The sequence below is a fragment of the Amycolatopsis oliviviridis genome, from assembly GCF_014654365.1.
GTDB classification, from domain to species: Bacteria; Actinomycetota; Actinomycetes; order Mycobacteriales; family Pseudonocardiaceae; genus Amycolatopsis; species Amycolatopsis oliviviridis.
The window spans coordinates 1,190,321-1,205,831 of the sequence record NZ_BNAY01000001.1 but is presented as its reverse complement, the minus strand read 5'-3'; the positions used below and the strand labels follow the sequence as shown (position 1 = coordinate 1,205,831).

General features: G+C 68.1%; 15 protein-coding genes. 11 read left to right on the top strand and 4 right to left on the bottom strand.

All coding sequences use genetic code 11. From position 1 onward, the window contains the following. Window positions 1–15: 15 nt before the first annotated feature. Window positions 16–711 (bottom strand): nucleotidyl cyclase domain-containing protein, encoded by a 696-nt coding sequence (locus tag IE302_RS05195; RefSeq protein WP_229907603.1) that lies wholly within the window; start codon window positions 709–711, stop codon window positions 16–18. Between the two features lie 111 nt (window positions 712–822). On the opposite strand from IE302_RS05195, the gene IE302_RS05190 reads away from it, so the two are divergent. The 5 genes from IE302_RS05190 to IE302_RS05170 all read left to right on the top strand — a co-directional run bounded on the left by IE302_RS05190 (window position 823) and on the right by IE302_RS05170 (window position 6,754). Beyond that, entirely contained in the window at window positions 823–2,652 is a 1,830-nt protein-coding gene (locus tag IE302_RS05190; protein WP_191252226.1) for an alpha,alpha-trehalose-phosphate synthase (UDP-forming), read from the top strand. 73 nt (window positions 2,653–2,725) lie between these two features. Next, window positions 2,726–4,198, top strand: coding sequence for an FAD-dependent oxidoreductase (locus tag IE302_RS05185; RefSeq protein ID WP_191252224.1), 1,473 nt, complete (start codon window positions 2,726–2,728; stop codon window positions 4,196–4,198). Beyond that, window positions 4,195–5,268 carry a hypothetical protein gene (locus IE302_RS05180; RefSeq protein ID WP_191252222.1) on the top strand — a complete coding sequence of 358 codons (1,074 nt, stop codon included), beginning with the start codon at window positions 4,195–4,197 and terminating at the stop codon, window positions 5,266–5,268. Before IE302_RS05185 ends, IE302_RS05180 begins: the two co-directional genes overlap by 4 nt. A 27-nt stretch (window positions 5,269–5,295) precedes the next feature. Continuing rightward, window positions 5,296–5,901 carry a TetR/AcrR family transcriptional regulator gene (locus IE302_RS05175; RefSeq protein WP_191252221.1) on the top strand — a complete coding sequence of 202 codons (606 nt, stop codon included), beginning with the start codon at window positions 5,296–5,298 and terminating at the stop codon, window positions 5,899–5,901. Window positions 5,902–6,025: 124 nt separating this feature from the next. After that, window positions 6,026–6,754 carry a VanZ family protein gene (locus IE302_RS05170; RefSeq protein ID WP_191252218.1) on the top strand — a complete coding sequence of 243 codons (729 nt, stop codon included), beginning with the start codon at window positions 6,026–6,028 and terminating at the stop codon, window positions 6,752–6,754. A 3-nt stretch (window positions 6,755–6,757) separates the two neighbouring features. On the opposite strand, the gene IE302_RS05165 is transcribed toward IE302_RS05170, so the two are convergent. Further along, window positions 6,758–7,222, bottom strand: coding sequence for a glycogen operon protein GlgX (locus IE302_RS05165; protein WP_191252216.1), 465 nt, complete (start codon window positions 7,220–7,222; stop codon window positions 6,758–6,760). A gap of 105 nt (window positions 7,223–7,327) precedes the next feature. On the opposite strand from IE302_RS05165, the gene IE302_RS05160 reads away from it, so the two are divergent. After that, window positions 7,328–8,065, top strand: coding sequence for a TetR family transcriptional regulator (locus IE302_RS05160; RefSeq protein ID WP_191252214.1), 738 nt, complete (start codon window positions 7,328–7,330; stop codon window positions 8,063–8,065). A 63-nt stretch (window positions 8,066–8,128) separates the two neighbouring features. Here the strand turns inward: IE302_RS05160 and IE302_RS05155 are convergent, their stop codons facing one another. Beyond that, window positions 8,129–8,746 carry a TetR/AcrR family transcriptional regulator gene (locus IE302_RS05155; RefSeq protein ID WP_191252212.1) on the bottom strand — a complete coding sequence of 206 codons (618 nt, stop codon included), beginning with the start codon at window positions 8,744–8,746 and terminating at the stop codon, window positions 8,129–8,131. Window positions 8,747–8,853: 107 nt separating this feature from the next. Between IE302_RS05155 and IE302_RS05150 the strand changes: the two genes are divergently transcribed. The 4 genes from IE302_RS05150 (at window position 8,854) to IE302_RS05135 (ending at window position 13,568) form a co-directional block, all read left to right on the top strand. Continuing rightward, on the top strand, window positions 8,854–10,311 hold the full coding sequence (locus IE302_RS05150) for a glycoside hydrolase family 5 protein (RefSeq protein WP_191252210.1): 1,458 nt from the start codon (window positions 8,854–8,856) through the stop codon (window positions 10,309–10,311). A 26-nt stretch (window positions 10,312–10,337) separates the two neighbouring features. Then, window positions 10,338–11,579: a sensor histidine kinase gene (locus IE302_RS05145; RefSeq protein WP_191252208.1), complete on the top strand. Its 1,242-nt coding sequence runs from the start codon at window positions 10,338–10,340 to the stop codon at window positions 11,577–11,579. Beyond that, complete coding sequence (locus IE302_RS05140; protein ID WP_191252207.1) at window positions 11,576–12,238, top strand: response regulator; 663 nt, start codon at window positions 11,576–11,578, stop codon at window positions 12,236–12,238. The genes IE302_RS05145 and IE302_RS05140 overlap by 4 nt, the downstream gene beginning before the upstream one ends. Window positions 12,239–12,341: 103 nt before the next feature. Beyond that, window positions 12,342–13,568 (top strand): glycosyltransferase 87 family protein, encoded by a 1,227-nt coding sequence (locus IE302_RS05135; protein ID WP_191252205.1) that lies wholly within the window; start codon window positions 12,342–12,344, stop codon window positions 13,566–13,568. On the opposite strand, the gene IE302_RS05130 is transcribed toward IE302_RS05135, so the two are convergent. Further along, window positions 13,552–15,093 (bottom strand): FAD-dependent oxidoreductase, encoded by a 1,542-nt coding sequence (locus IE302_RS05130; RefSeq protein ID WP_191252203.1) that lies wholly within the window; start codon window positions 15,091–15,093, stop codon window positions 13,552–13,554. The genes IE302_RS05135 and IE302_RS05130 overlap by 17 nt on opposite strands. 268 nt (window positions 15,094–15,361) lie before the next feature. Between IE302_RS05130 and IE302_RS43040 the strand changes: the two genes are divergently transcribed. After that, window positions 15,362–15,493 (top strand): hypothetical protein, encoded by a 132-nt coding sequence (locus tag IE302_RS43040; protein WP_268246729.1) that lies wholly within the window; start codon window positions 15,362–15,364, stop codon window positions 15,491–15,493. Window positions 15,494–15,511: the final 18 nt, after the last annotated feature.

The window sequence follows — 15,511 nt, the reverse complement described above, 5'->3', positions numbered from 1 at the left end:
CGGAGCATCCCCGGGTCAGCCGGTGGTCGAACTGGACGACACGAACTTCCAGGCGCTGTCCCGGGGGCTGTGGATCCAAGCGCGGGTGATGACCTCCTTCGTCGCCACCCGCACTCCTTTGTACGAGGCCACGTCCGTCCCTCGATGTCCGTGTCTGACGACCGCCCGGTGGATCACATCGGAGATCGCGACCACGAGGTCCGCCTGTGGCTGGTGAGCGAACTCCTCACGGACCACCGCCGCATCGACCAGCCGGCAGGCCAGATTGAGCTCCGTTCCGATCCAACCGTGGGGACCCTGGACCACTTCTCCCGCATGGATCGCGACGCGGACGCGGATCCGGCGTTCTGCCGGAGCCGCCGTGTTGTGGGCGTGCAGCCGGGTTCGCAGTGCGGGAACGAAGGGGTCGATGAGCATCGCTTTGGACACGACGGGCGAGACGAAGATGAGCATCCCGTCGCCGCGGTCTTCGAACCGGAGCCGGGCGCGGGACAACCCCGAGGCCCGTAAGGCCGCGTTGACCACGGTGTCGAGGTCCTCGCGCGCGGTCAGCTGAGCGAGGTCGCCGCGCGCACCGAAAGCGACCAAGTCGATCACGATGATGGACCGGTGCTGCGGATCTCGACGGCGGCAGCGCCACCGATGACGTAGGTGGGGAGTCAGTGCGGCCAAGGCCGCCGCGGGCCGGATCATCGCCGTTTTCAGTTCCATGATTGCTCGCCTTCGCCGCCGATTCCTGGTCACACCGATCGTGCGGGTGGCGGTAGCGCGATTGACGGAGCGCGGGGGAAACGTGACCGCGGCACACGAAGACGGACCGCCATGAACGCCATTCGCTCGGCGTTCCTTGACAGGATTGAACACCAGACCAAAGGAGATGTCGTGGCGCTGAGGCGTGAACCGACACCGGTCGGGGCGGTCGCCGAGCTGTTCGACCGGCTGCACGAACTGCATCTGGACGCCGGTGAACCTGGAGTTCGGCAGATCGCGTCAGGCATCGGTCGCGGGGTGCTCAGTCACACTTCCGTGCACAATACCTTTCGCGGGCCGAAAGTCCCCAAATGGGGACACCTCGAACTGATCGTCGACCAGCTCGGCGGGGACACGGAGGCGTTTCGACGGCTGTGGCGGCTGGCTCGCCTCGCAGAACTCGCCTCGTCCGGCGAGGGGGAGGCGGACGCCGCGCCACCGCCGGACTCGGATGCCGCGGAGATGGCCGCTCCGCCTGGTCCGAGTGCCCGCGGCGCGGACCGCCGGTTCGACTTCGTGCTGGTGACGAGCAGGATACCGTTCAGCAATCACACAAAGGGCTTCCTGAGCGCGGCCGGCGCCGGACTCGATCAGATCCTCCAGCGCCTGGTGTCCGAGCGAAAGGGTGGCTGGGTCGGCTGGGCTCGCCGGGACTGCGACCTGGACCGGGTCGAACCATCACCTGATCTTTCGCTGCTGCCCGTGATGCTCTCCGAGCGTGAAATCGAATTGCATCTCGAAGGCCACTGCAATTCAACGCTATGGCCGCTTTACCACGACGCGATCGAGCGGCCCGAATTCCACCGCGCCTGGCGTGAGACCTATCGCCTGATCAACAAACGTTACGCGGAAACGGTCGTGCACGCCGCCGCGCCGGGCGCCACGGTCTGGGTCCATGACTATCAACTTCAGCTGGTGCCCGAAATGCTGCGCGAACGCAGGCCGGACCTCCGGATCGGATTCTTCTTGCACACCCCGATGCCGCCGTTCGAGCTCTTCACGAAGTTGCCGGATCGTGGCGAGGTCTTACGAGGTCTGCTCGGTGCCGACCTGGTCGGCTTCCAGGGGCGGAGAAGCCTCGGCAATTTTCTCCTGCTGTGCCGAGAACTCCTTCATCTGAGAACTTCGGCAGACGGGGTGGAAGTGGGTGGACGCACCGTCATGACCGGTGTGTATCCGTCGTCGATCGATGTCGTCGCCGTCGAAGAGCTGGTCGGTCAGCCCCGGACGGAAAGGCGGGCTCGGCAGATCCGCGCGGAGCTCGGTGATCCCGGCGTGCTGGTCGCCGGAATCGATCGGCTGGACTACACGAAGGGCATCGAGCAACGCATGGTGGCCTACGGCGAGATTCTCGAAGACCTGCGGTCGGTCGCGAGTCCTCCTGCTTTCATCCAGGTCGCGACCCTGAGCCGGGAGCGAGTGGCGAGGTACGCGAGCTTGCGCGAAAGAGTCGATCGACTGGCCGGGCGCCTCAACGGCAGCTACGGCCGGATGGGAAGTCCCGCGGTGCGCTACACGAACAATGCGCTCGACTTCAGCGAGGTCGTAGCACTGTATCGGGCGGCCGACATCATGGTGGCGACTCCGCTGAGCGACGGCATGAACCTGGTGGCCAAGGAATACGTCTCGAGCCGCGTAGACGACGAGGGGGTCCTGATCCTGAGCGAGTTCGCCGGCGCCGCGGCGGAGTTCGGTGAAGCCATCCTCGTCAATCCGAACGACACCGGGAAGCTGAAGGACGCGATCCTGCGGGCCATCGCGATGTCGCCAGGTGAGCAAGGCGAACGAATGAAAGCGATGAGGGATCGCTTGCGAGCGAGAGACGGTCACGTGTGGGCGGCGTCGTTCGTCGCGGCGCTTCAGGCGGCCTCCTCCCGTCTCGCCGACAAAGGCGGTCCTTGACAGTGCCCGGCGTCATTCATACATTCATACGGCAGTTGTCAATCTGTATGAATGACGCTGGGAGTTGATCCGTATGCGGCTCGGCAAGACGGCTGTCGTCCTCGGTGGCAGCGCCGCCGGTCTCTGCACCGCAGGAGCACTCGCCCCGTATTTCGACGAGGTGCTGGTCCTCGAACGCGACGAGCTCCCCGCCGAGGCCGAACATCGGCGCGGGGTTCCGCAGAGCAAGCATCCGCATTTCCTGCTGAACTCGGGCCGCCGCGCGATCGGTGCGCTGTTCCCCGGGTTCGAGGACGACCTGATCGCCGCCGGCGGACTGCATCTCATGCCTTCCATGGACGCCGCCTATCTCGACGGCGAGGGCTGGTCGGCCCGGAAACGCAGCGCGATGACGATGATCTACAGCTCGCGCATCCTCATCGAGCGCGTGCTGCGCGACAAGGTCCGGGAGCTGCCCAACGTCGTGATCCGCGAAGGTGTCGCGGTGAGCGGCTTGACCACCCGGGACGGCGAAATCACCGGGGTCGCCCTCTCCGACCGCGACGAGCACATCGCCGCCGATTTCGTGGTGGACGCGATGGGCCGCGGTTCCTCCGTCGGTGCTTGGCTGGCGGCGGCCGGCTGGCCCGAGCCCGAAGTGCGGACCCTCGACGCGAAGGTCACCTACACCTCGCGTTGGTACGACCTGCCCGCACCCGACGAACGACCCGGGTCCTGGTGGTGGCAGCACCTGGTGATCATGCCGACACCCCACAAGGGCACGCATCCGGACGAGCACGAGTTCCTGGTGAACTTCTTCCCGATCGAGGGCAACCGGGTCATCGCGTGCATGGGTTCATGGGGACTCGAAATGCCGCGGACGACCGAGGCGTTCGTCGAGTCGGCCCGCCGGGTGCGGGCGCCGCTGTTCGCGGCCGCGATGGACCGGTCCACTCCGACCTCCGAAGTCCACTTGACCCGGTCCACCGGCAACAAGTGGCGACGGTACGACAAGCTCCGCACCCCGCCGAAGCGCCTGGCGTTCGTCGGCGACTCGATCTGCGCGTTCAACCCGTTCTACGCGCAGGGCATCAGCTCCGCCGCGGGATCGGCGCTGCTGCTGCGCGAGCACCTCGCCCGCGCCGACCGTCTCGACGCGCGATTCTCCACTGCTTTCCTTGCCGCGCAGAGAAAGCTGCTCAACGTGCCGTGGAGTCTGGCGATGGCGCGGGACCAGGGCTACGCCTGCGCGGTGGGCACCGAGAAGGCGGGGGAGTGGAAGCGCCGACTTCTCTCGGCGATGTCCGGACCGGCGTTCAGGCTCATCGTCGGCGCCGCCCGCGAGGACGACGTCGTCGACGAGCACTTCGCGAAGGTGTTCAACCTCGACGAGTCGCTGCGCGACATGATGACGAACCCGCGGGTGCTCGCGGGACTCCTGCGCTACCGGATCCGGGCCGCACTGGGGCGGCACCGGATCCCCTTCGACTTCGATGCCCGCGCCGAGCCGCCGGTCACGGACTACTCACCGGAAGGCGGCGCCGCGAAACCGGCGGTCACCCGATGAGCGCCGTATGCGGGCCGGACGCCGAAGCCGTCACCCGCGGACTCGGGTTCGACTGTCACGACGTCTCGCCCTGGCTCTCGCTCCGTCCACCATGGGACGCGGCGCACTGGACGATGCCGCTGCTGGAACTGCTCGTCCTCGGGGGTGCGATCTTCGCGCTGGTGCACGCCATCCGACGACACCGTCAGGGCGATTCGACCAACCTGGCCCTGTGGTGCGCCTCGCTGGTCTACCTCTTCGTCATCGAGCCGCCGCTGTACTTCCCGGAATGGTTCGGATTGGAGAGCCAGTACGGCTTCATCTTCGCCCACAACCGGTTCACCGTTCAGTTCATGTGGGACCGGCTGCCGCTCTACATCGTGGCGTTCTACCCGATGATCAGCCAGCTCGCCTACGAACTCGTCCGGTCGCTCGGGATCTTCCGGGCCAGGGGCGCGCTGATCGGCTCGGTGGCGGTCGCCTTCGCCTGCCAGCTCTTCTACGAGGTTTTCGATCACCTCGGCCCCCAGCTGAAGTGGTGGGCCTGGAACGGCGGCAACCGGATCGTCAACCACCCCGCGCTGGATTCGGTGCCCATGAACAGCATGCTGCTCTTCGCCTCCGTGTCGATGGGTGCCATGACCTGGCTGGTGATACGGCTGGCCGGCGGACCGCGGCGAGGATGGTCGCTCGCGGGGCGCATCGCGCTGGCGGGTGTCCTCACCCCGCCGACCATGGCGATCGCCGGTCTCCCGTCGAGCCTGTTCGACGGGAACACGACCGCGCAGGCCTGGGTCCTCGGTACCGAGCTGGCGCTGCTGTGGGTGGCAGGCACCTGGATCTTCGCCCGGCATCGCGGTCCCGGCGAACCGTTGGCGCCCTTCGCCCGAATCTATCCCGCCGTCTACCTGGCCGGGATGGCCGTGTTCTGGCTGGGCGCCCTGCCTGCCTACCTCTCCGCCGAGGACGGAGTCACCGAAGACGGCACCCCGATCGGGAGCGGGCTCTACGTGCTGGCCTGCTTCGCGGCCGCCGGCCTGATGCTCACCGCGCTGTACCGCGTCCGTCGCGGGACACCTGCCATCGCCTGAGATCCGCCGTTCGGGAAAGATGAAGCCATGGGGCACCACGGATGGCAGGGCAACCCGCCCGGAACCGAGCAGGAGGCTCGCCGCCGGATCGTCGAGGCGGCGACTGCCTGCATCGACCGCGTCGGCCTCGCCAAGACCAGCCTCTCCGACGTCGCCGCCGAAGCGGGCATCACCCGGCAGACCGTCTATCGCTACTTCCCGAGCTTGGCCGACATCCTCGGCGCTGTCGCGCTGGACCGGGTCGAAGAGTTCGCCAGACGCATGGAACGGCATCTGGCCTCGTTCGGCACCGCCGCCGAGGTCGCCGCGGAATCCGTGGTGTTCGGCGTCCGGGCGGTCCCCGACGATCCCCACCTGGGGCTGCTCCTGAAAGCGGGCGAAGCCGACGTCTTCACCGTCGCGGTCACGTCGTCGCAGTCCTTCTCGCTGGGCGCGCGGATCCTTCGGAACGTGCCGATCGACTGGGCCGCGGTGGGCGTCACTACCGACGCAGACTTCGAGGGGCTCGCGGAAACGCTGATGCGGCTGTTCCTCTCGTTCCTGCAGTATCCCTCGACGCCGCCGCACACCGACGACGAACTCCGCGTCCTCGTCCACCGCTGGATCGGGCCCGCCCTGAACGCACGCCCGTGACAATCGAAGCCCGTGAACTATCGACGTAGATGGTAGTTATTCACCGACAATAGTCAGGGTTCTTGTCTGGCCTTCACGATCCTGCCACCCTCGCCGAAGACGATCATCGGCGAAAGGGGAGTGCATGGGATGGTGGTGGCAGGCATTCTCCGAGGCCGCACCGTGGTCGCTGCTCGCCGCCGCGGCCGGTGCGGGCGTCGCCGAATTCGTGGCGCGGCTTCGCGGGAAACGGCGTCGTGCCTTCGTGGTCGTGCTGGATTTCGCTTTGCTGGCTTCGCTTTTCGCGGTGCTTCTGATCGTTTTCGTCCCGGCGCCGACGGTCGGGCGTGGTTCGTCGGTGAGTCTTCACCTGCTGGCGGACGTCCTGCCCGTCTTCAGTGATCACCCCGACCTCGCCCTGGTTCAGTTGGCAGGCAACGTCTTCCTGCTGGCACCGCTCGCGGCGCTGTCGCCGGTGCGCTTCGGCTGGGCGAGGCCGGTGCCGAGGATCGTCTTCACGGCGTTCGTGGCGTCCGTGTCGATCGAATGCCTTCAGGTCTGGCAGGGCGCCGGCCGGGTCGGATCGCTGGACGACGTGCTGTGCAATACGGCGGGTGCCGCGCTCGCGGCCTGGTGCGGAAGCCGGTGGCGTACCCGGCCGGTGCCGTCGGGCACCGTCCGCGTGTGGCGCCGCTCGGGGATCGAACTCCATCGTTCCGCATCGGCGAACGCGCGCAGCGGGCAACGGCTGATCGGTCGCGTGACCCTGTGCGACCTGCCGCCGTTGGCCGAAGGCGCGAGCATCGAGATCACACTGTCCGAATCGGACGGTGGAGCCCTGCTGGTATCGGCCCAGGCCTCGGTGGCGGCGTGAGCGCTACCTCGGCCGCACGCCCGAAAGGACCGCGTCGAGGCTGGGAAGCCACCGCTGACGGGGATCGGGCTCCACGAGCCATTCCGCGTGGGCCTCGACGCGTCCGGAGTCGGCGGGCAGGGGGAGCAGCGCACCCCAGGCGAGCACTTCGACGTGCGGCGGCAGCGAGATCCGAGGCGGGATCAGCCCGTCGGACTCCGCGAGCACGGCGACTCGCGGGCCCTGCTGGGTCAGCACCGCCATGGCGGGCCCCGCGCAGCCGGTCTCGGCGAGCCGGACGAGGACCTGATTGCCGTGGATCTTGGGCAGCGTCACCGCGCAGATGCCGTTCTCCAGCACCAGGAACGGCTGCGAGCCACGCCATTTCAGCGACCAGCCGAAGAGGCGGCCGTAGAAGGCGTCGCCGCGGGGACGGATCGAATCCCGTGCCAGGGACTCGTCCGGAAGCACTTGCTGGTCCAGCGACATCGTCGGCGCCTTCCGAACGGCGGGATGGGGACAGGAAACCCCGGTAGTCCTCGACAGCCTAACGGCACTCAGTGTCACTAGCAAGTCGGCTGCTACCGTCCCGCTATGACCGATTCGCCGCGCCGAGCGCCGGTGACCAGAGCCGGGGCGACTCCCGCAGGCAGGCGACGCCTGCGTCGCGCGCTCGCCGCCGCGGCCGTGGACCTATTCGTGGCCAAGGGGTACGAAGCCACGACGGTGGATGAGATCGCCGCCGCGGCGGGGGTGGGGCGGCGCACGTTCTTCCGGTATTTCGACTCCAAGGACGAGGTGCTCTTCGCCAACCACGACGAGATCGTGGCCGAGATGGAAGACACCTTCGCCGGCGCGGACCCGGGGCGGGACCCGGTCGAGATGGCGTGCGCCGCGGTCAGCCTGGTCCTCGAGTCCTACGCCGCGGAACTCGACGTTTCGCTCAAGCGGTTCACCCTGACGCGGACAGTGACTTCGTTGCGGGACAAAGAGGTCGCGACCGTCGACCGCTATCAGCGGGTACTCGCGCGCTACCTGCGGGCGCGGTTCGCGGAGCAGGGCGACGAGACCGCGAGCCTGCGGGCGGACGTGGCGGCCGCGGCGATCGCGGCCGCCAACAACCACGTGCTCCGCCGCTGGCTGCGCAGCGGCGGCCAGGACGACATCACCGCCAGTGCGGCCGAAGCCTTCGCGCTCGTCATCGACGCGTTCCGTGCCGAAGGCGCCGCGGTCCCCGCCGGGGAGGAAACCACCGTCGTGGCAGTGATGAGCACGGCGACGCCGCTGCACGCTGTCATTGCGAAGGTGAACGCCGCCCTGAACGACAAATAGAACGGTCCGCACTGGCACTCAGTGTCAGTCAGGTGAGGGTTACCGGGTGTGAAGTCGGCCAGTTCAGGGGTGCGTTCGCACGAGCGGGAGATAGATGGTGTCGATGATCTCGGTGAGTGTGCTGTCCGGGATGACGGTCACGTCGCGGACGAGATATTCGTTGCGGAGCAGGTCGAGGGCGACGGTCGCCATGCGGGGCGCGAGTGCCTCCGGGCGGGCCTGACCGCGGTCGACCGCGCGACCCAGAACCGTGAGCCATCGCCGCGTACCGGACTCCACGAGCTGATCGCGAGCCTCGCGCAGCAGTTCCGGCTCGTCGCGGATCTCCGCGGCGAGAATGCGCAGCACCTCGCCTTGTGGCGACGCGATTCGCTCGGCCGCGGCACGCAGCAAGGCGAGTGCGTCGGTGCGCAGGTCGCCGGTGTCGGGCAGGTCTTCCACCACTGCGGCGTGGCGGTATGCGGCCACCGCCAAGGGCGCGCGGTGAGGCCAGCGACGGTAGACCGCTGATTTGTTGGTGCCGGCGCGAGCGGCGACCCGATCGATGGTCAGGTTCGCGTAACCGCCATCGAGCAGTTCGTTCAGTGTGGCCTGCAGGATCGCCTGTTCCAGCTCGGCGCCGCGGCGTCGGGACGCCCGCCGTGGATCCTCGATGCCGCCTGATGGTGAGGGAACGACCATCCCGCCATTTTAGGGGACTCCCCGTCCTCTAAAGCGCGTAGGGCTGCTAACTTGACTGCCATAGGGGACGAATAGTCCCCTAAAGTTGTCAAGCATGGAGGTATCCGATGATCCACACCTTGTCGGCAGGGGATCTGCTGCCGGACATCCGGATCGGCGTGGTCCAAGGTGTGTCGTACGGCCTGTTCGGTCCGCCCGATACGTTCGTGCCGCAGGCTCGCGGGCTGGGGGCGGACATCGTTCGGGTGAACGTCTGCTGGTCACAGGTGGAGCCGGAGCCTGGACGGTTCGTCTGGGACGCGGTGGACGCGATGCTGGATCAGCTCGATGGTGCCGTCGAAGCCTGGGTGACGGTCGTGTCCGGCTCACCGTGGGCGACCCGGCATTCGACGGGGTGGTTGCCTGCCTCACCCGCGGCGGACGCGGACCGGTACGGATGGTTCGTGCACGCGCTCGCGGAGCGCGCGGCAGGCAGGATTCGGTTCTGGCAGTGCGAGATCGAGCCGTGCCTGCCCCTGTTCTGGGATGGCACCGCCGAGGAATACCTGGCGCACCTGAAGCTCTTTCGCGACGCGGTGAAACGGGCCGCCCCTGATGCGCTGGTGGTCCTCGGCGGCGCGGTGCCGGGAGCGATGCTCGGTGACGGCGCGGCCGGAGCCCAGACCTGGTCGGCCTTCTTCGGTCAGGTTCTGCACGGTGCCGCGGAGCTTTTCGACATCTTCGACGTGCACCCGTACGGCGATCCCTATCTGGTCGCTGCGCTCGTCGAGGCCTGCTACACGCAGATGGCCGCGCACGGATACCGGAAACCTGTCGTGGTAGCCGAACATGGCGGCCCGTTACCGACCGAGTTTCCCGGCAACATGCCGTATCTGACCGAGGTGCTGGCCGTACATCGGCGACAGTTTCTCGGGCAGGTACAGATGCCCGACACCGCGGAGACCCTGGCGACCGCGGAAGATCCCGCCATGGTCGCGCTCTACGGCAAAATGGGCGAACTCCCGCCCACGTTGCAGATGTTCATGGCCGGATGTCCTGCCGAACTGGACGCGAAACGTCACCGGCTGGCGTGCCGGGACCTGGTGATGCGCACCATCCTGGCGCTGTCCGCGGGCGCACGGCGCAGTCTCTCCTTTCCGCTGTCCTACGAACGGCGACTGGATTCCGGCAGCCGGGTGGCGGGCGCGCTGATGTTCGACAAGCTCAGGCTGATGGACCGCGTCGGCGACCTGATCGAGCACCGGTATCCGGCGGCCGACACGTTCGAACTGCTGGCTCGCCACCTCGAAGGAGCTGAACGAGTCGACAGGATCAGCGTTGAGGACCTGCCCGATCTGTACTTGTTCGAGATCCCGCGAACCGGTCGCACCCCACTGCTGGTCGCTTGGGAGCGCGCGGCCGGCTGGGACACCGATGTGTTCTCCGCGGTCGAATTCACGCGGGAATGGGCATATCCCACCGCCCGAGCGGTGGATGTCTTCGGTGTCGAGGTGCCGGTCGAATCAGGTGACGGAACCCTGCGCGTACCGGCCTCACCGACCCCGGTCTTCATCACGGGCCGGTAGTCGATCCGAAGGTAGAGTCACGCCTGATGATCGACCGACAACGCCTGCGGGTGTGGTGGGATGCCCTGCGCTACACGGCGTTCACCGGAACCGACGCCCCGCCGAAGCGTTCGGCGGGGCTGCGCTGGCTGCGTCGGCTCACGATCGTCGGCTGGGCGTTCTGGTCAGGTTTCGTCACGTTCCATACCGTTTCGGTGTCACCGCCCGCGAAGACGTTCAACGTGATCATCACCGTGCTGCCCAGTCTGCTCGCGATGCGCTCGCCGTTGTGGGGATGGCGCGTGCTGATCGTCGGGATCGTGACCACCCCGATGACCTTGCCAGGTATCGCCGGCACCTGGGGTTGGCATTGGGCGCCGGGCCTCGCACTCACGGCGGCGCTCGTCTTCTACCTTGTGGGGGAGAGCAACGACCAGGCGGAACTGACTTGGGCGGGGCTGATCTCGTTCGCCGCCGCGGCGCCCTTCGTGCGGGACTGGCGCGACGCGGCACTGCTCGTGATGCTCGGCGGAATAGTGTTCTTCCTCGGCAACACCGTCCGCCAGCGCAGGCTCGCCGAAGAAGAACGCAGGGCGCAGCAGGAACGCCGGCTCGCCGAAGAGGCCAGGGCGGCCCTTCTGGAGGAGCGCGCCGCCATCGCGCGGGAGCTCCATGACGTCGTCGCGCATCACATGTCCGTCCTCGCGTTGCGTGCGGACTCGGCGCGGTTCCGCTTCGCCAATGCGAGCGAGAACGGCCGTGACGTCGAGATCTGGCAGGAGTTCGCCGACCTCGCCGGGACCGCACGCGAAGGCCTGACCGAACTGCGGAGGCTGCTCGGCGTGCTCCGATCCGAGGATCAGGCGCTCCTGGTCGCGCCACAGCCGGGGCTGGCCAGGGTGGTCGAACTCGTCGAAGGGGTCAGAGCCGCCGGCACGACGTGCGAGCTCGATCTCCGCGGCGACCTCGACGCCGTCCCGGTCGGGATCGCGTTGTCGGTGTACCGGATCGCGCAGGAGGCGCTCAGCAACGCGATCCAGCACGCTCCCGGCGCGTCGATCTCCGTGGAACTCGCGGCCAGACGGGACTCCGTCCGGCTGGTCATCGAGAACGGCCTCGGTGAGAGTCCGAAGAGGACGGACCGGGCGGGCGGCGGACACGGCTTGGTGGGGATGCGGGAACGGGCCGTTATGCTCGCGGCGGATCTTGAGACCGGGAAGAGGCCCGACGGTGGTTTCCTGGTCGTCCTGACCGTTCCCCTCGATCGCGAAAGGCATCCGGAACCGTGATCTCGGTGGTCATCGCCGACGACCAGACCATGGTCAGGCAGAGTTTCCGCGCCGTGCTCGACGCGCAGCCGGACATGCGGGTGGTCGGAGAAGCCGCGGAGGGGAACACCGCTGTCGCGCTGTGCGCCGAACTCGAACCGGACATCGTCCTGATGGACGTGCGCATGCCCGAACTCGACGGGATCGAGGCGACCCGGCGGATCGTCGCCGGGCGGCAGGAGGTCCGGGTGCTGATCCTCACCACCTTCGACATCGACGAGTACGTGTTCGGCGGGCTTCGGGCGGGCGCCAGCGGTTTCCTGCTGAAGGACTCCCCGCTGGACGACCTGGTCACCGCGGTCCGAGTGGTCTCCGCGGGCAACGCGCTCTTCGCGCCCACGATCACCAGGCGGCTGATCGGCGAGTTCACCCGCACCCACGCGTCGGCGCACGCCGGTCACTCCCTCGTGGCCGAGCTGACCGCCCGCGAGACCGAGGTACTCCGGCTGATCGCGCGCGGTCTGTCCAACACGGAGATCGCCGATGCGCTGGTGATCGCCGAGCAGACGGCGAAATCCCATGTCAGCAGGGTTTTCGCGAAGCTCGGGGTGCGTGATCGCGCGCAAGCGGTCATGGTCGCGTACGAGGCGGGGCTCGTCGTGCCGGGCACCACACCCTGATACCGGGGTAGGGGTTTCGCCCCGGATCGGCTACCGGGGTATCGCGGCCAAGACCGGTCCCGGGGGCGATGTTCCGGGCTCCGTTCCCGGAGATCGTTTCCCCATGAAGTGGACGAAAGCGCTGCGCGCCAATCAGTTGTCGATGATCGTCGGCGGGGCGACGGCCGGGTTCGCCTTGGTCGCGATCCTCTGGTGGGTTTCGGGTACGCCGCTCGGCATCGATTCGTCGGTCTACCGGGCGGGCGGATTCGCCGTGGTCCGTGGGGAAAGCCTCTATTCACCGCTGCTCGCGCTTCCCGGCTGGGCACCGGAGCTGCCGTTCACCTACCCGCCGTTCGCCGCGTTGCTCTTCACGTCGTTGACCGCGCTCCCGACCCAGCTGTGCTGGGGCCTGCTCGCACTGGCCGCCGCGCCCTCCCTCTACATCGCGCTTCGGCCCTTCGTCGATCGGGCGCACCTGCCGCTTCTCCTGCTCGGCGCCTTCGCTATGCAACCGGTGTGGCAGACCATCGGCCTCGGCCAGGTGAATCTCGTCCTGATGGCCGCAGTGGTGGCCGACATGGTCCTCCTGCGCGATTCGCGGTGGCGCGGAATCGCGATCGGGATCGTCGCGGCCGTCAAACTGATCCCGTTGATCTTCATCGTCCACCTCCTGGTGGTGAGGCGGTTCGCTGACGCGGTCCGGGCGCTGGCGGCCTTCGCCGGAGCGACGGCGCTGGCGATGGTCGTCCTGCCGGGAGACTCCGTGCGCTATTGGACCTCGGCGATCCGCAACGCCCATTTCGCCGTGACGAAAGGCTGGGTGGGAAACCAGTCATGGCAAGCGTTCGTCACACGGACGATGCCGGACGGGACGGTGGCCACGGTGGCGATCGTGGTGTTCACCGCGGTTTGCGCCGCGCTCGCGATGTGGCTCGTGCACCGTTTCCACCGTGCGGGGGAGGACCGCCTCGCGCTTCTGGTGACGGCCGGATGTTCCCTGCTGTTCAGTCCGATCTCGTGGACGCACCATTGGGTGTGGGTGGTGCCGGCGCTCGGCTTTCTCGCCGCCAGGGGCCACCGTGGGGTAGCGGTGGTGATCGCCCTCCTGTTCACGGGGTGGACGGTCTCGGTCGTCCCGGGTGGCGGGGGCGCCGAACGTTCCTGGAACCTGGGGGAGGCGATCATCGGCAACGCGTACTTGATCGCGGCGCTCGTCGCCGGACTCGTCTGTCTTTTCCGGACGGTCTCCGATCCTTCGAAATGGCCAAACCGAAGTCGCCGCCCTGCCGGGACGGCCATGGGTGAGGATCAGTGCGAGCACGTCTCGGCGGTCAAGCGCCCCGGCTGATGCCGACCCGGTCCAGGTAGTCCCGCACGGCAGTCCTGCTCGCGCCGGGTGCGCGCAGCGCGAGATAGCCATCAGGCCGCACCAAGACGAGGGTGTCCCCGGTGACGCCGTACGCGGTCCGCGCGTGCCCCTCGACGTCCACCAGATCGGCACCGCTGCCCGGAGCGCCGACCGACACCGGCTTGATGAGTCCACAGTGGGCGGTGCCGACGTCCTGCAGTGGACCGGCGCAGGACTCGCCGAAGCCGAGCAGAGTGAAATGCGGGCCGCGGAAGGCGTCGAACAGCCGCCGTGGCGTGCCGGAGCTGTCCACGCAGGGCGCGTCGGGCGCACGATCACCGGCGCGCGGTCCACTCCCGGCGTCGCCGTCGACGGACAGAGAGCTGGCCGGGTAGCCGAGCCCGAGCTGCTGGCCGTCCGGGGGCGCGCCGTCCGCGATGTCCGTGCTGCCACCGTTGACGAACCGATCCGCGACCCTGCGCAGCCCTTCGGCACTCACGCCGAGCGTCCACGAGGCGACCGGGAGCCGCTCCTCCTGGTAGCTGTCCAGCAGCGACTGCCGCGCGCCGGAACACACCATGGCGAGCTTCCAGCCGAGGTTGTACGCGTCCTGGATGCCGGTGTTCATGCCGAGGCCGCCGGCCGGCGGATGCACGTGCGCCGCGTCGCCTGCCAGCAAGACCCGGTCCACCCTGAACCGGTCGGCCATCCGCACGTTCACCCGGTACGTGGACAGCCAGCTTGCCTTCGAGAGCCGGATGCCGTGCCCGCCGGCGAGATCGTCCACGATCCGCCGGAAGTACGGCAGCGAGGGTTCGGGGAGGCTGCCCTCCGCGCCGAAGTCGCTGAACGGTACGGCCTGCAGTTGCCAGGACCGTTCGTGGCGGAACGGGCACAGGGCCAGGAACCCGCGTCCGCGGACGGTCCACTGGTACCAGGCGTCCGGTTCGAGCCCGCTGAGCTCGACGTCTCCGAGCAGCATGGCCTGCTCCCCGCTCTCGCCCTCGAAGCGCACGCCGAGTGCCTTGCGCACGGTGCTGCGGCCGCCGTCGCAGCCGACCAGGAGGCGCGCAGCCACCCGCTCGCCGGTGTCCAGCACCGCATGCACACCGTGCGCGGACTGGCCGAACTCGGCGAGGCCTGCGGCCAGTTCCACCCGCACGCCGTCCTCGGCGAGCCGCGCGCGCAGGATCTGTTCGATCCGCCACTGCGGGATCAGCAGCCCGCCGTCGTAAGGCCGATCCGGTGTGGGTGCCCGCTGGGCGTGCGGGTCGGTCTCGGCCACCAGGTCGCCGTCGAGGTACCGCCGGTGTGGCAGGTGCCGGAACCCGTAGTGCAGCACTTCGTCGGCGACACCGAGGTCGTCCAGCACCTCCTGGGTGCGTGCGGTGAGCCCCTTGCCGCGCGAGCCGGGGAAGTGCTCGCCGGCTCGGTCGACGATGCGCACGTCGACGCCCCGGCGGGCCAGCTCGATGGCCAGCGTGAGCCCGGTGGGTCCGGCACCCGCGATCAGGACGTCGGTCATCGGTCACCGTCCTGGTGCATTGCCGCATGCATGCTCGCCATCGCACCCTCCCTGATCCTGTGTCGTCCCTGAGGCGATCGGCGGTGACGCTAGCCGGATTCCGGACAGGGTGTCCTGGTACTGGAGGTGGAGATCGGGGTGGATACCTGTCCGGGAAAGCTCCACCGCGGTTCCTCCCGCGAACCGACGACACACCCGGGTGGTGTTCGTAGCGTCGTCATCAACGGTTACGCCGTCGCGATAGCGACCATTGAAGGAGCAATCACCCATGTTGATCGGATCCCTGCTGGGTGCCACTGGCCTGTTGTTCGGAGTGCCGACCGCGGTGTGGCTGACCGTGGCTGTCCTCGCCGTGGCGGGCGTGGTGGCCTTCAGGATGCGGAGGCGCCGACGGCGTTAACCACCGCATGAAGGCCCC

What these genes read in the sequence shown, in the direction of transcription:
- IE302_RS05195 (WP_229907603.1), bottom strand. Translation starts at nt 711, where the DNA reads ATGGAACTGAAAACGGCGATGATCCGGCCCGCGGCGGCCTTGGCCGCA.
- IE302_RS05150 (WP_191252210.1), top strand. Translation starts at nt 8,854, where the DNA reads ATGATCCACACCTTGTCGGCAGGGGATCTGCTGCCGGACATCCGGATC.
- IE302_RS05180 (WP_191252222.1), top strand. Translation starts at nt 4,195, where the DNA reads ATGAGCGCCGTATGCGGGCCGGACGCCGAAGCCGTCACCCGCGGACTC.
- IE302_RS05175 (WP_191252221.1), top strand. Translation starts at nt 5,296, where the DNA reads ATGGGGCACCACGGATGGCAGGGCAACCCGCCCGGAACCGAGCAGGAG.
- IE302_RS05170 (WP_191252218.1), top strand. Translation starts at nt 6,026, where the DNA reads ATGGGATGGTGGTGGCAGGCATTCTCCGAGGCCGCACCGTGGTCGCTG.
- IE302_RS05165 (WP_191252216.1), bottom strand. Translation starts at nt 7,222, where the DNA reads ATGTCGCTGGACCAGCAAGTGCTTCCGGACGAGTCCCTGGCACGGGAT.
- IE302_RS05135 (WP_191252205.1), top strand. Translation starts at nt 12,342, where the DNA reads ATGAAGTGGACGAAAGCGCTGCGCGCCAATCAGTTGTCGATGATCGTC.
- IE302_RS05185 (WP_191252224.1), top strand. Translation starts at nt 2,726, where the DNA reads ATGCGGCTCGGCAAGACGGCTGTCGTCCTCGGTGGCAGCGCCGCCGGT.
- IE302_RS43040 (WP_268246729.1), top strand. Translation starts at nt 15,362, where the DNA reads ATGTTGATCGGATCCCTGCTGGGTGCCACTGGCCTGTTGTTCGGAGTG.
- IE302_RS05130 (WP_191252203.1), bottom strand. Translation starts at nt 15,093, where the DNA reads ATGACCGACGTCCTGATCGCGGGTGCCGGACCCACCGGGCTCACGCTG.
- IE302_RS05190 (WP_191252226.1), top strand. Translation starts at nt 823, where the DNA reads ATGAACGCCATTCGCTCGGCGTTCCTTGACAGGATTGAACACCAGACC.
- IE302_RS05145 (WP_191252208.1), top strand. Translation starts at nt 10,338, where the DNA reads ATGATCGACCGACAACGCCTGCGGGTGTGGTGGGATGCCCTGCGCTAC.
- IE302_RS05160 (WP_191252214.1), top strand. Translation starts at nt 7,328, where the DNA reads ATGACCGATTCGCCGCGCCGAGCGCCGGTGACCAGAGCCGGGGCGACT.
- IE302_RS05155 (WP_191252212.1), bottom strand. Translation starts at nt 8,746, where the DNA reads ATGGTCGTTCCCTCACCATCAGGCGGCATCGAGGATCCACGGCGGGCG.